We start from the raw sequence: 13,218 nt of genomic DNA on the forward strand, positions 1-13,218 counted from the left end.
CAACGCAAAGACGCAGAGCCGCGAAGGCGCAAAGAGAACCAAAAGAAGTCCGGTTTACGTCCTTGCGCCCCTGCGCCGCGGCGGCTTTGCGTTACGGCCTTTGGTCTTCGTCAACAACCGGAGCCTCGACACCATGAAAACGGGGATACTGGGGGGTACTTTCAACCCCATCCATAATGCGCACCTGCGTATCGCCGAGGAGGCGCGCGACCTGTTCCAGCTGGACCGGGTCGTCTTCATCCCGGCTGCCGCACCGCCGCACAAGCCGCAGGTGGGGGAACTCTCCTTCGCCTGCCGCCTCGAGATGGTCCGCCTCGCGGTCGCCGGCAACCCCTGCTTCGAACTCTCCGACATGGAGGCGGTGCGCGGCGGACGCTCCTATTCGGTGGACACGCTGCGCCAGTTGCGCGCCGAACATCCCGGGGACGAGCTTTTCTTCATAGTCGGGGCGGACTCCTTCAACGACATCTCCACCTGGCACCAGTACGAGGCGATCTTCAGCATGTGCAACATCATCAGCGTGCAGCGCCCCGGCTCCACCATCGCCAGTCTCACCCAGGCCCTCCCTGTTGCCATAAGTGGGGAGTTCTGCTATGATTCGGCGGCTAAACGCCTGAACCACAGTTCGGGCCACTGTGTCTACGCGCTGGACGGTGTGCTGCTCGACATCTCATCCAGCCATATCCGGCAGCTTGTCAAAGCCGGCCGCTCGATCAGGTATCTCCTTCCGGAGGCCGTCGAGCACTACATAAAGGAACAAGGGTTATACGTTGATGCAAGATAAGGAAGTAGTAGTACCGGCAGTGGAACGCGCCGTGAAATGTGCGGCTTTCGCGCTCGACAAGAAGGCGCTCGACGTCAAGGTGCTCGAGATCAAGAACATCTCCAGCATCGCGGACTACCTGGTGCTCGCCACCGGGCGCTCGGACCGTCAGGTTCAGGCCATGGCCGACTCGGTCAAGCAGGGGCTCAAGCCCATCGACAGGGCGATCGACACCGAGGGGTACGACGAGGGGCGCTGGGTGGTGGTCGACTTCGGCGACGTGATCGTGCACCTTTTCCAGGAAGAGGTGCGCAAGATATACAACCTGGACGATCTCTGGAACAGGGCGCCGCAGATCGAGATTCCCGAGGAATACCTCTGGGAGCATAAAGAGAAATGAGGCTGAAGCTCCTTTGGGTCGGCAAGACCCAGGAGAGCTGGGTCCGCACCGGCATCGACGAGTACGCGGGGAGGGTGAGGCGCTACGCACCGCTGGAGATCCTGGAGGCCCGCGAGGAAAAGGGGGCGCAGGCGGCCACCATGCGGGAGCGCGAATGCGAGCGCCTCGCGAAGCTGATCCCCAAGGGGGGAAAACTGGTACTCCTGGATGAGAGGGGGGAGCAGATGAGTTCCCCGGAACTGGCCTCCTTCCTGTCCAGAAACAGGGACCAGGGGACCCAGGACCTGGTCTTCGCCATAGGCGGGGCCTACGGCTTCACCGACGGTTTCCGGGCCCAGGCTTTCAAGACCATTTCGCTCTCGCGGATGACCCTCACCCACCAGATGGTGAGAGTCTTCCTGCTGGAGCAGATATACCGCGGCTTCACCATCATTAACGGTGAGCCGTACCATCATGAGTAGGGTAAGTGATTGATTGTTTAAAGGTGAAGTCGTTCTGCTTCACCTTTTTTAATTGGATCTAATACTTCTAATGAGGGAGAAAATGCCATGCCGAAAAAGCCTCTGCTCTTGATGATCCTCGATGGCTGGGGGATCAACCCCGAACAGGAAGCCAACGCTGTCGCCCAAGCGAAGACACCCAACATGACCCGGCTCACCGCCGAATACCCTTCCGGCCAGATCGACGGCTCCGGCCTCGCGGTGGGGCTCCCCTCCGGCCAGATGGGGAACTCCGAGGTCGGGCACACCAACATCGGCGCTGGTCGCGTGGTTTACCAGGATCTCACCAGGATCAGCAAATCGATCAATGACGGCGATTTCTTCACCAATGCGGCCCTGGTCGACTGCATGACCAAGGTGAAGGGGGGAAGCGGCAGGCTGCATCTGGCGGGGCTCCTCTCCGACGGCGGCGTGCATTCTCATGATACCCACCTCTACGCGCTCCTCGAGATGGCCAAGAGGGAGGGGGTTTCGCAGGTGTTCGTGCACTGCCTCATGGACGGTCGCGACACCCCGCCGCAGAGCGGGGGCGACTACATCGGGCGCCTGGAAAGGGAGATCGCCCGGCTCGGCTTCGGCCAGATTGCCACAGTGATCGGGCGCTATTACGCCATGGACCGCGACAACCGCTGGGACCGCGTGGAGAAAGCATACCGCGCCATAGTTTTGGGCGAGGGGAACCCCTTCGCGAGCGCGGAAGCCGCCATGAAGCAGAGCTACGCCGACGGGGTCACCGACGAGTTCGTCCTCCCCAGCGTGATCATGTCCGGAGGTGCCCCGGTGGGTAGACTTTCCGACGGCGACGGCTTCATCTTCTTCAACTTCCGCTCCGACCGTGCCCGCGAGATCACCCGCGCCTTCACCGATCCGCAGTTCAGCGGATTTCAGAGGGAGGCGTGGCCCAAGCTCTCCTCGTACGTCTGCATGACCTCCTACGACGAGACCTTCGGCCTCCCGGTCGCCTTCGGTCCGGAGGATCTGGTCAACATCTTCCCGGAAGTGATCAGTGACGCCGGGCTGACCCAGTTGAGGATCGCGGAGACCGAGAAGTACGCCCATGTCACCTTCTTCTTCAACGGCGGCAGGGAGGAGGCCTTCCCGGGTGAAGACCGCGCCCTGATCCCGTCCCCGAAGGAGGTCGCCACCTACGACCAGAAGCCGGAGATGAGTGCGTACCTCGTCACCGAGGAACTCATGAAGCGGCTCGACGAGGACAAGTACGACGTCATCATCCTCAACTTCGCCAATGCCGACATGGTCGGGCACACCGGCATCTTCTCCGCCGCGGTTCAGGCGGTCGAGGCGGTGGACGAATGCGTGGGCAAGCTGGTGGAGAAGGTGCGGGCGAAGGGAGGCATCACCATCATCACCGCCGACCACGGCAACGCCGAGATGATGCAGGACGAGCAGGGGGGACCGCACACGGCCCACACCTGCGACATGGCGCCGGTGGTGCTGGTGGATGACACCAGGAAGGGTGTGAAATTGAGGACCGGTGTCCTCGCCGACCTGGCCCCCACCATGCTTGAGCTGCTCGGTCTGCCGCAGCCGCCGGAGATGACCGGGAAGAGCCTGCTGGCAGGTTAGCTCGGTCGCACTTGTTTCCCGTCCGACTGGTCCGACTGGTCCGACTGAAAAGAAAGGGAGAGACCCCCATGAAGATTCTGGCAATCAACGGCAGCCCCCGCGGCATGAACGGCACCACTGGGCGGCTTTTGGAAGAGGTGCTGGCCGGAGCGGTGCAGGCGGGGGCCGACATCGAGATCGTCTCGCTTTCCGAGACCCCGATCAAGCCGTGCGTCGCCTGCGACGCCTGCCACAAGGTGGGCATCTGCCCGGTGAAGGACGAGTACGAAACCCTCAAGGACAAGCTTCTTGCGGCGGATGCCTTCATCCTGGCGACGCCCAACTACCTCCTGAGCATCACCGCCCAGTTGAAGGCGTTCCTGGATCGCTGCAACGGGTTGATCCATCTCACCGCTTTGGAAGGGAAGTACTCGGCCCTGGTCGAAACCTCCGGCGGTGGCGGGGACGAGGAACCGCTTGAGTACATGCAGCGCATCGTCAATGCCATGGGCGCCCAGAACGTCGGCAGCATCGGGTCGCCCGGCGCCGGGCCGCGCATGTTCCCGGACCAGGAGGCGCTGTTCCAGAAGGCCCGCGCCTTGGGCAAGGAACTCTGCGACAGTGTGCGGGAGAAGCGCAGCTTCCCGGAACAGGATTGCTTCCGCCTCGGCTTCAAGGAGCGGATGAGCCACCTGATCGGCTTCATGGGCGAGTGCTGGCCGTATGAGAAGGAATACCTGGCACAGAGGTAGCCCCGGGGCCTCACCCTCACTTTTTCCCTCACCCCGCCCCTCCCCCAGGGGGCGAGGGGTGGATGATGCCTTCTCCCTCCGGGAGAAGGTGCCCCGCAGGGGCGGATGAGGGATGCGCCGTTGCAGTGTAGGAATGGCGGGGCTGGAGCGTTTAGCTGGACGTAGTCAACTGTCACACGGAGGCGGTAATGAGCAACACTGAAGAGTTGAACGACTGGGCCTATGCCCACAAATGCCAAAAAGCGGTGGAAAACCTGAAGAAGAACGGCTTCGACGCGTTCTACTGCCATGACGGCGAAGAGGTCTTCCACTACATCGTGAACGAGGCGGCGGGGGCGCAGAGCGTCGGCTTCGGCGGTTCGCTTTCCATCGCGGACCTGAAACTTTCCGACAAGCTGAAGGGGATGGGGAAGGAGATCCTGAACCACGGCCTGCCCGGCCTTTCTCCGGAGGAGAAGCTCGCCATCACCAGGCGGCAGCTCACCTGCGACCTCTTCCTGACCGGCAGCAACGCGGTCACCCTCTCCGGTATCCTGGTCAACATCGACGGCAACGGCAACCGCGCCGCCGCCATGTTCTTCGGACCGCAGAAGGTGATCGTGGTGGTGGGGCGGAACAAGCTGGTGGATGGCAGCATCGAGGACGCGGTGCAGCGCATCAGGACCTACGCCGCGCCGCCCAACGCCAAGCGGCTGAACCTCGCCACGCCCTGCACCACCACCGGCTTCTGCTCCGACTGCAACTCTCCGCAGCGCATCTGCCGCGTGACCACCATCATCGAGAAGAAGCCCAGGAACACCGACATCAAGGTGCTGGTGGTAAACGAGGACATGGGACTTTAGAGAAGCGGAACCCGTTCCACGTTTTACGTTAGAACCGGAAAGCCGGGGCTCACCCCCCAACGTGGAACGCCGCATTCAGGACGCAGAACTTTCTTTTTTGGGGTGACAATGCTCTTTCGCCCTCTGATCGATCTGCTGTTTCCCCCTTTATGCCATGCCTGCAAAGGGGCCATACCTGTAACCGGGGCGGAGGGAACTCCGCCCCAGCCCTTCATATGCGCCGGTTGCCTCGGCAAGATTTCCTTCCTCGAATCCCCGTTGTGCACCCTCTGCGGGGCCCCCTTTGCCACCGACGCTGGCAGCGACCACGTCTGCGGCGCCTGCCTTTCTCATTCTCCTTTTCACACCTGCCGCTCGGCGGCCGTCCTGGGAGGACCGCTCCAGGACCTGATCCATCGTTTCAAGTACGGCGGCAAGATGCACCTGGGTGACCCCCTGGGGCTGCTGGCTTGGCAAAGGCTGGAGCGATTTATTGCCCAAGCCAGGCCGGATTGCGTGGTTCCGGTGCCGCTGCATCGCAGAAGGCTCAGGCAGCGAGGTTACAATCAGTCGCAGTTGATAGGAGAAGTGCTCGGGAAGAAGCTGGGGGTGCCGCAAGTGGTGGGGAATCTGAGCCGGTTACGCTGGACGGAGCCCCAGACGGGACTGGATGCAGGAGACAGGGTGACCAACGTGAAAGGCGCCTTCGGGGTGCGGGAGCCGGAAGCTCTGGCGGGAAAGCGGTTGCTGCTGGTGGATGACGTCTTCACCACGGGAAGCACGCTGGGGGCCTGCGTCGATGCGCTACGCGAAGTGGAGGTCGCCGCGGTGGTGGCGGTAACGGTGGCGCGGGGGCTCCAGCAGTAGTGTGGCGCCCGGGTCTGGGCTCTTGGCGAACTCGCGGTGGCCGCGCCGACCGGATAGCCGGCCCAAATCCCCCGAGTCCCCCCTTCGCAAAAGGGAACTTGAGGCCTAGTTCAACAGGGGGAAAAGGGAAAAGGGGACAGGCTACTTTATAGGGTGTGGCAGCGGGAAATGGAAAAGTAGCCTGTCCCCTTTTTTTCTTTTTTTCTCCCGAAGGAGCCTCTAGGGGGGCGTTGCAAAGAAGGCCTCTAGTCTGCGGCAGATCTCTTCCTCAGGCGCTTTCTGAACGCTGACACCGTGCAGCGCAGTCAGGAAGATCTTGCCGTAGTTCTTGGTGAGCACCCGCGAGTCCAGGATCAGCACGGCGCCGCGGTCCTCCTTGCTCCGGATCAGCCTTCCGAACCCCTGCTTGAACTTGATCACCGCCTGCGGCACGGTGTAGCTCATGAAGGGATCGCCCCCCTTGGCGGTGATGTGCTCGCTCCTCGCCTCCAGGATCGGTTCGGTGGGAACTCTGAACGGTAGCCGGGTGATCACCACCAGTTCCAGCCCCCGCCCCTGCACGTCCACCCCCTCCCAAAAGGAATCGGTACCGAAGAGCACCGGGTTGACCGAGTTGCGGAACTTGGAAAGGAGCATGTGCCGGTTGGTCTCCCCCTGGCGCATCGGGGTGAGGCCGGCGCCCTTCAGTGGCTCGGCGAGGCGGTTGAAGACCCGGATCAGGAGATCGTACGAGGTGAAGAGGACGAAGGCGCGCCCCTGCGAAATTTTGAGCGCGTCCAAGAGGTGGCTGCAGAGCCGGGCCTCGAACATGGGGGAGGTCGGCTCGGGCATGTCGGATGGAACCGCCACCAGGGCCTGGTGCGCGTAGTCGAAGGGGGAGGGGAGCAACAGCTCGCTCGTCCGTTCCTTGGGGAGCAGTTCGATCCCGGTGCGGTGCTTTAAAAAGTCGAACTTCTCCCCGATGGCGAGGGTCGCGGAGGTGAGCACGACGGTCTTGAAGCGGTCCAGGATCGCCTTCTTGATGGACTCGGCCACCTCCAGCGGAGAACAGCAGAGTTTCACCAGCGGCCCCTTCCTCAGCTCGAACCAGCGGCAGAACTCGTCTTCCCGCGCCATGAAGAAACGCAGGGCATCCACGGCGCACTCGATCCTCCCCTTCACACCGCGAAGATCGGTGAGCGGCCCCGCCAGCTTTTCCAGCACCTTGTCGGAAAGCTTCTCGCACCCTTTCAGAAAGGCCTGCATGGCGAGGGCGTAGTCCGAGAGCTCCTTGGCCATGTTCTCGATGTGCGGGGTCACCTCCTGCCAGAGCGGCGTACTGTAAATCGCCGGCGTCACCCGCAGCTTCTGCTCGGCCCCGTCCTTCTTCAGCTTCCTGAACAGCGCTTCGCCGATCTGGTCCATGCCGCGCGTCACCGCGTCCAGCACCGCGACCCTTCTCGGGATCAGGCGCCCCTCCAGGACCTCGGCGATCTCCAGGTAGAGGTCGTCTTGCGATTCGGGGACGGCGGCGGAAAGCTGGGTCGAGAGCTGCGGCAGCACGCCGCGGTGTGCCTTCCTGGGGTGCTGCAGCTTGCCCAAAAGTTTCACCAGCCCCAGGCGAGACACCTGGCTGGAGAGGAAGCTGGTGGCAACGTCCTCGAGGTGGTGACCTTCGTCGAAAACGAGCCGGGTGAAAGGAGGGAGGATGGCGGTGGCGTCGTAACCGGTTTCCTGGCGCACCGAGAGGTCCGCGAGGAGCAGGGCGTGGTTGACCACGAGGAGATCGGCGCCGGCGGCCTCGCGTCGTGCCTTGTAGAAGAAGCAGCGCGGGTACTCCGGGCACTTCACCCGGCCGCACTGGTCCGACTCGCAGCAAAGCTCCTCCCAGACCTCGTCCTTGGGGATGAAGGCCAGGTCGCCGCGGCAGCCGTCCTCGGTCTTCTTGCTCCAGGTCACGATGGCATCTAGTTCCTGAGCGGTCTCGTCCTTGAACAGCGACGCGTCGGCGGCGTTTACCCGCAATTTCCTGAGGCAAAGGTAGTTGCCGCGTCCCTTGACCAGCACCGCCCGGAACTGCACCCCGGCGTGCTGCTGCAAAAACGGGATGTCCTTCTGGATCAGCTGCTCCTGCAGGTTGATGGTGTTGGTGGAAACCACCACCCGCTCCTTGTTGCGCACGGACCAGAGGGCGGCGGGAAGGAGGTAGGCCAGGGATTTCCCAGTCCCGGTACCCGCCTCGACGATGGCCACCTTCTCCTCGTTGAAGGCTTCGGAGAGGTTGAGCGCCATCCGGCTCTGCTCGGGGCGGTGCTCGTACCCCGGCAGGGCCTGCGCCAGAACGCCGTCGGGCGCGTAGAAGTGCTCCACCTCGGGATAGGAGAGGCGCTCCACCACCTTGCGGGCGAAGGGCGCGACCACCTGGTTCGCGCGCGAGGCGTCGTTGTTGACGATGTAGAAGCCGACCCCCTGGTTGCCCAGGAGCGACGCGATCTCTATGTCAGGTTGCGAAGGGGTGAGGTTGCCGGACGGGTGGTTGTGAATGACCACGTCGCCAAAGGAGCAGGCGATCATGATGGCGGGGACGGCGTCCTTGTTGCCGCGGGCCAGGGGCTCCACGGTTACGACGATGCGCGCCTCGTCGGTGCGACCCAAAAAGAAGACTTCGTTGCCGTTTGCTTCTGCGATGGCGCTGCGGAGATGCTCGATGGCGAGAGCTGAAAAGTATTTTTGCATGGCCCGGTTGAAGATACAGGGTTTACCTGGGGGAGGCAACTGAAAAGCAGGGGCCCTTGGCTCCCCTCTTTTGACGGGAGGGGCCGGGGGGGGACGCCGCCATCATCGTGGAAGGTGGCGCCCTCCCCACCCCCTGCCCCTTCCGCAAGGGGAGTGGGAAGCATCAGCGTGCTGTTGAGCACGAATAAAGCGTTGCGGGCCAAACAGAGGCGGGCGAATGATTATTCGCCCCTACAGGGCAGGCCCTGCGAGACGGTTTTCAACACCCATCCCGCCGTGTTCCGCAGTGCGCTGGTGGATACGGCAGCAACAGGTGCATGGGCGTGGCAGCGTGATTGATCCGACGGGGCGCTATATGTTAGAAGAGAAGCCGAGGAGATTTCATGCAACGCTACAACGCATTTTCTGAAGAGCTGAAGCGGGTGTTCGGCTGCAAGGTGCAGCGGCTCTCGGTGGACGCGGGATTCACCTGCCCCAACCGCGACGGCAGCGTCGGGACGCAAGGGTGCATCTTCTGCGGCGGCAAGGGGTCGGGTTCCTACGGCATCCTGCAGGGGGTGGGGGTGGCCGACCAGCTGGAGCACGCCAAGGAGGTGATGGTCAGAAAGTACAAGGCCTCCCGCTTCATCGCCTACTTCCAGTCCTACTCCAACACCTACGCCCCGGTGGAACACCTGCGCCGGCTCTACGACGAGGCGCTTTCCGTGCCGGAGGTGGTGGGGCTGATCGTCGGCACCCGCCCGGACTGCCTACCGCCCGAAACTCTCGACCTCCTCGCCGAGTACGCCCGGCGCTGCTATTTCTGGCTCGAACTCGGCCTGCAGTCGCCGCTGGACCGCACCCTTTGCGCCATCAACCGCGGGCACGACCTCGCCTCTTTCAGCGCGGCTGTCAGCGAGTGTCAAAAACGCGGCATCAGGGTCTGCGCACATATAATCCTGGGGCTGCCAGGGGAAAGCCGCGAGGAGATGCTCTCCGGCGCGGAGTTTTTGAACCGGGCCGGTGTGGACGGCGTCAAGGTCCACCTCCTGCACGTGATGCGCGGCACCCGCCTGGCTGAGCTGTACCAGGCCGGAGAGGTGTCGCTTCTGGACCGCGACAGCTATGTCGGGCTCGTCAGTGACTTTCTGGAGCGGCTCGACCCGCGCATCGTGGTGCAGCGGCTGACCGGAGACGGCAACAGGAAGGACCTGATCGCGCCGCTCTGGTCGCTCGCCAAGTTCGAGGTGCTGAACTGCATAGACCACGAACTGGAGCGGAGAAAGAGCAGGCAGGGCTCGCGCTTTTGCCAGGCTCGAAGCACTCCGGAAGAAAGCGGACCTCACGCCACCCCGCCGGGGGGTGGGTGAAGCCGCAAAGATTGGGAGGTGATGGCACCTTCCCCCACCCCCTAACCCCCTCCCGCAAGGGGAGGGGGGATGGCGGCGGCAATGATGGCACCTTCCACCCCCTAACCCAGGTCTATAAACCCGCAAGGGGAGGGGGATGGCGAACATCCCACCGGAAGTTGTTGAAACTTTTGCAGGCGGCTCCGGGGCAGTGCCCCGGCTGATCCCGTTTCTAGTTCCAGGCGCGCGGCCTGGTGCTCAGGGGGCGGCTCCCTTCCGCGCGGGCCAGCATCTTCGGAGTTTCAATCCTCTTCGCCAGCGCCGGGCGCCAGAAATACGAGTCCTTCCCTTCCCCGCCGTCATCCCTCTTGATCCTCAGCAGCACGCCGGTTTCAGCGGCAGGTTCATAGCTGAACCTGGTCAGCAGCCGCGCCGGTCTCTTGACCTCGAGGCTGTAGCTGCCGTCTCCTTCCTCCGTCAGGCGGTCCTTGGTCCCCAGCGCGACCACCCCACGGTTACGCTCGACGCCCTGCCCCTCGCGGCGCTTCTCCAGATAGCTCAGCCAGATCTTGTTAGGTTGGCCCACCACCGTTCTCAGACCGACCTCGTCCTCATAACCCATCCTGCCGAAGGAAACCGCCGCGATGTCGTCCCGTGTCAGTCCGGTGACCCCCTTGCCGTTGCCGTCCCTCACGGTGAAGTCGACGTGCAGGGAGCCGTCGTTGGCGACCGTTACCCAGCCTATTTTCAATTCCATGCGTTCTGTCTGTTCGGTTGCAGCGGCTTTATAGGCAGACTTCCCGGCTGTGCCGGACCGTTCTCCGGCCGTGGCGGTCAGGGGAGACGCTGCCAGGAGCGCGGTAGCGATAATGGTGATGAGTGTGACGAGATGTGCGTGTGCCAGTTTCATAAGGTCCTCCTGGGGTGGGTGAAGTATTTACACCGCTTGCGATCTGGTGTAAGGATAGGACTCAAACAGTATCCCTGTGAAGGGCCACATTTCATAAATTTTATGGATACACTTCGTTTACAGTTTTTTTCTCAACTGGCGTAGCTGAGAGAGTGAGTCCCATGATCTACCTGAACCCTGAAAGCAAAAAGCCTTTGTATCAGCAGCTTTATGAGCAGTTAAAGCAGAACATCATCACCGGCGAATACGAGAAGGGGAGCCGGCTGACATCGACCAGGGATCTGGCGAAAAATTTATCCATCGCGCGCAACACGGTGGAGGCGGCCTACGACCAGCTCTGCATCGAAGGGTACGTGGAGGGGCGGCATGGCTCCGGCTACGTGGTGCAGGATCTCCAGGAAGATCTGCTCTATTTTCCTGACATGACAGGGGATGTGGAAGACGTGCAGCTCCTGTCCTCGGGCGGCAAAACTCACGAGCCTGAAGCGCCGCCCCCCGCGCAGGCCAGGGCGGTAAAGTACAACTTTTCCTATGGCGACTTCGATCCGCACTCCTTTCCCCACGCGCTGTGGCGGCGACTTAACAACGAGGTGCTGACCTCCATGAAGGTCGACTCCATCGCCTACTACGGGGACAAACAGGGGGAGCTCCAGCTACGGCGGGAACTGACGAAGTACCTGCGCCAGTCAAGGGGTGTCAAATGTTCGCCGGACCAGATCGTGGTCGGCGCGGGGCTCCAGGACCTGGCGATGATGATCTGCCTTTTATTTCCGCAAGAGGAGCGGATCCTGGGTATGGAGGAGCCCGGTTACGACTTCACCAGGGTCATCTTCGCGAACCACGGATACCGGGTGCTCCCGGTCCCGGTGGGCGAATCGGGCATCGACCCGGCGGAGCTCAAGAAAAGCGGGGCGCGGCTCGCCTACGTCACCCCGTCACATCAGCTTCCCACGGGGGTGGTGATGCCGATCCAGCACCGCATGAGGCTGCTGCAATGGGCGGAGCAAAGCGGCGGGGTCATCATCGAGGACGACTACGACAGCGAGTTCCGCTACCGTACCCGCCCCATCCCGGCCCTGCAGTCGATCGATCGCCAGGAGCGCGTGATCTACCTGGGAACGTTCTCCAAGGCGTTCGCGCCGGGGCTGCGCATGGGATACATGGTGCTGCCGCGATGGCTTTTGTCCAGGTACCACACCGTCTTCGAGCGCTATAAATGCACCGTCCCCAGGCTGCAGCAGTACGTCGCGGCGAGCCTCTTGTCGGGGGGGCACTGGGACCGGCACCTGCGCAAGGTCTGCCTCGTCAACAAGAAGAAGCACGAGGTACTGGTGCAGTCGATTCAAAGGGAGATGGGGGACCGGGTGCGGATCTACGGCTCCAACGCGGGGCTGCACGTCCTTTTGGAGCATTTCACCGGGGAGACCCAGGAAGCGATGGTGGAGCGGGCGGCGGCGTACCAGGTGAAGGTGTCGCCGACCCGGCAGTTCTGGCACAACCCGGACTCCGCGCCGGAAAACCTGATCATGATCGGCTTCGGCGGCCTCTCCGCGGAGGAGATCGCCGAGGGGATAAAGCTGTTGCGGCAGGCATGGTTCGGGTGAATCATTTCGGCGCGAGCGCCGGCTTCCGGGATGTGACGATGCCGGCCCAGTCGGGGGTGGGACTCATTTCAAGCCATGCCAGACTGATTCCGGCTGTGGGCGACGTTTGCCAGTAGTTCGAACGGTAGCCAAGGGACGCGAAGGCGGCATCGAAATTATCGTGAGTATCGTAGCCACCTGGAACGGTGGGGCTTCCGCTGTCGCCTCCACCCGAGGCGAGGCTCACCGTCCTGGCAGCGATGCGTCGAATGGCGGCGCGATTGGTCTCGTCTTTCATCGCTCCGAGGTTGCAAAGTCCCCTGCATCTGGTCGTTGCGTAGAACTGTTCCTGGAACAGGGTCGCGGTGGGAACCCAGCCTGCTTCTCCGAAATCAGCGAGTGCCGCGGCAAGTTCCTTGTAGCTGGCATAGGTCCCGGCGGCCCGGCGGGACTCCTGGGGATCCCCCGCGAGGGAAAGGGCCTTTCGTGCAATGCGTACGATCGCGGCCCCGGTGGCAGTGTCTTTCATTGCGCCGATGGAGCAGTAGGAAGGGAACCTGCAGGAGGGGGCGGCGGTGTAGAACTGCTCCTGGAACAGAACACGGTCTGCCGGGTCGGCCGCACACCAGTCGATACCGGCGAAAACGGCGGTGAACCGGTAGTCCGACCAGACCAGGTGTCTTTGGATCTTCACGAAAATCCGGATCTCCTCACCAGCCGCCGCATGCCTTTTGGTCACGGCAGCCAGGGTGCCGCGCAAGGAGGCGCTGAAATTATCCTGATCCCTGGAGTCGAACTGGGCGTGCGGTACGAGCGCCATGTTGATGACCTTCATGGAGCCCTGGTCGCGGGATACCAGGGCGACGCGGACTGGGCGCAGCGTCGTGGAGGGGGGAGGCTGTTTCAGTGGGATGATGGACAGGGTGGTGGCGCCGGTAATTCCGCAGGCGGCGAGGAGAGGGAGCAGTAACGTCAGGGCCAGGTACAGACAACGGATAGCGTGCGTCATCGTC

The 13,218-nt window shown here is 62.7% G+C and carries 12 protein-coding genes; 9 read left to right on the forward strand and 3 right to left on the reverse strand.

Annotation, left to right across the window (positions count from 1 at the left end; all coding sequences use genetic code 11):
* The first annotated feature begins 133 nt into the window (after positions 1 to 133).
* The 7 genes from nadD (at position 134) to KP001_RS18220 (ending at position 5,669) form a co-directional block, all read left to right on the forward strand.
* Entirely contained in the window at positions 134 to 784 is a 651-nt protein-coding gene (gene nadD, locus KP001_RS18190; RefSeq protein WP_217286962.1) for a nicotinate-nucleotide adenylyltransferase, read from the forward strand.
* Positions 774 to 1,163 carry a ribosome silencing factor gene (rsfS, locus tag KP001_RS18195; RefSeq protein ID WP_217286963.1) on the forward strand — a complete coding sequence of 130 codons (390 nt, stop codon included), beginning with the start codon at positions 774 to 776 and terminating at the stop codon, positions 1,161 to 1,163. The genes nadD and rsfS overlap by 11 nt, the downstream gene beginning before the upstream one ends.
* The gene (locus KP001_RS18200; RefSeq protein WP_217286964.1) at positions 1,160 to 1,624 is read left to right on the forward strand and encodes a 23S rRNA (pseudouridine(1915)-N(3))-methyltransferase RlmH; all 465 of its coding nucleotides are present in this window, start codon (positions 1,160 to 1,162) and stop codon (positions 1,622 to 1,624) included. Before rsfS ends, KP001_RS18200 begins: the two co-directional genes overlap by 4 nt.
* An 87-nt stretch (positions 1,625 to 1,711) precedes the next feature.
* On the forward strand, positions 1,712 to 3,250 hold the full coding sequence (gene gpmI, locus KP001_RS18205) for a 2,3-bisphosphoglycerate-independent phosphoglycerate mutase (RefSeq protein ID WP_217286965.1): 1,539 nt from the start codon (positions 1,712 to 1,714) through the stop codon (positions 3,248 to 3,250).
* Between the two features lie 68 nt (positions 3,251 to 3,318).
* Positions 3,319 to 3,981 (forward strand): flavodoxin family protein, encoded by a 663-nt coding sequence (locus tag KP001_RS18210; RefSeq protein WP_217286966.1) that lies wholly within the window; start codon positions 3,319 to 3,321, stop codon positions 3,979 to 3,981.
* Positions 3,982 to 4,169: 188 nt separating this feature from the next.
* Positions 4,170 to 4,823: a lactate utilization protein gene (locus tag KP001_RS18215; protein WP_217286967.1), complete on the forward strand. Its 654-nt coding sequence runs from the start codon at positions 4,170 to 4,172 to the stop codon at positions 4,821 to 4,823.
* Positions 4,824 to 4,931: 108 nt separating this feature from the next.
* A complete protein-coding gene (locus tag KP001_RS18220; protein ID WP_217286968.1) occupies positions 4,932 to 5,669 on the forward strand; it encodes a ComF family protein in 738 nt (245 codons plus the stop codon).
* Positions 5,670 to 5,888: 219 nt separating this feature from the next.
* Here the strand turns inward: KP001_RS18220 and KP001_RS18225 are convergent, their stop codons facing one another.
* On the reverse strand, positions 5,889 to 8,384 hold the full coding sequence (locus KP001_RS18225; RefSeq protein ID WP_217286969.1) for a helicase C-terminal domain-containing protein: 2,496 nt from the start codon (positions 8,382 to 8,384) through the stop codon (positions 5,889 to 5,891).
* A gap of 383 nt (positions 8,385 to 8,767) precedes the next feature.
* Here KP001_RS18225 and mnmL point away from each other — a divergent pair, with 383 nt between their 5' ends.
* Positions 8,768 to 9,733 (forward strand): tRNA modification radical SAM protein MnmL/YtqA, encoded by a 966-nt coding sequence (mnmL, locus tag KP001_RS18230; RefSeq protein WP_217286970.1) that lies wholly within the window; start codon positions 8,768 to 8,770, stop codon positions 9,731 to 9,733.
* 211 nt (positions 9,734 to 9,944) lie between these two features.
* On the opposite strand, the gene KP001_RS18235 is transcribed toward mnmL, so the two are convergent.
* Entirely contained in the window at positions 9,945 to 10,622 is a 678-nt protein-coding gene (locus KP001_RS18235; protein WP_217286971.1) for a hypothetical protein, read from the reverse strand.
* 161 nt (positions 10,623 to 10,783) lie between these two features.
* Between KP001_RS18235 and pdxR the strand changes: the two genes are divergently transcribed.
* Positions 10,784 to 12,226 carry a MocR-like pyridoxine biosynthesis transcription factor PdxR gene (pdxR, locus tag KP001_RS18240; RefSeq protein WP_217286972.1) on the forward strand — a complete coding sequence of 481 codons (1,443 nt, stop codon included), beginning with the start codon at positions 10,784 to 10,786 and terminating at the stop codon, positions 12,224 to 12,226.
* A 1-nt stretch (position 12,227) separates the two neighbouring features.
* Here pdxR and KP001_RS18245 read toward each other — a convergent pair whose 3' ends face one another.
* Complete coding sequence (locus tag KP001_RS18245) at positions 12,228 to 13,214, reverse strand: hypothetical protein (RefSeq protein WP_217286973.1); 987 nt, start codon at positions 13,212 to 13,214, stop codon at positions 12,228 to 12,230.
* Positions 13,215 to 13,218: the final 4 nt, after the last annotated feature.

The sequence above is a fragment of the Geomonas subterranea genome (genome assembly GCF_019063845.1).
In the GTDB taxonomy this organism is placed as follows: Bacteria; Desulfobacterota; Desulfuromonadia; order Geobacterales; family Geobacteraceae; genus Geomonas; species Geomonas subterranea.

Coding starts and splice junctions, on each gene's coding strand:
- nadD (WP_217286962.1), top strand. CDS start 134: ATGAAAACGGGGATACTGGGGGGTACTTTCAACCCCATCCATAATGCG.
- rsfS (WP_217286963.1), top strand. CDS start 774: ATGCAAGATAAGGAAGTAGTAGTACCGGCAGTGGAACGCGCCGTGAAA.
- KP001_RS18200 (WP_217286964.1), top strand. CDS start 1,160: ATGAGGCTGAAGCTCCTTTGGGTCGGCAAGACCCAGGAGAGCTGGGTC.
- gpmI (WP_217286965.1), top strand. CDS start 1,712: ATGCCGAAAAAGCCTCTGCTCTTGATGATCCTCGATGGCTGGGGGATC.
- KP001_RS18210 (WP_217286966.1), top strand. CDS start 3,319: ATGAAGATTCTGGCAATCAACGGCAGCCCCCGCGGCATGAACGGCACC.
- KP001_RS18215 (WP_217286967.1), top strand. CDS start 4,170: ATGAGCAACACTGAAGAGTTGAACGACTGGGCCTATGCCCACAAATGC.
- KP001_RS18220 (WP_217286968.1), top strand. CDS start 4,932: ATGCTCTTTCGCCCTCTGATCGATCTGCTGTTTCCCCCTTTATGCCAT.
- KP001_RS18225 (WP_217286969.1), bottom strand. CDS start 8,384: ATGCAAAAATACTTTTCAGCTCTCGCCATCGAGCATCTCCGCAGCGCC.
- mnmL (WP_217286970.1), top strand. CDS start 8,768: ATGCAACGCTACAACGCATTTTCTGAAGAGCTGAAGCGGGTGTTCGGC.
- KP001_RS18235 (WP_217286971.1), bottom strand. CDS start 10,622: ATGAAACTGGCACACGCACATCTCGTCACACTCATCACCATTATCGCT.
- pdxR (WP_217286972.1), top strand. CDS start 10,784: ATGATCTACCTGAACCCTGAAAGCAAAAAGCCTTTGTATCAGCAGCTT.
- KP001_RS18245 (WP_217286973.1), bottom strand. CDS start 13,214: ATGACGCACGCTATCCGTTGTCTGTACCTGGCCCTGACGTTACTGCTC.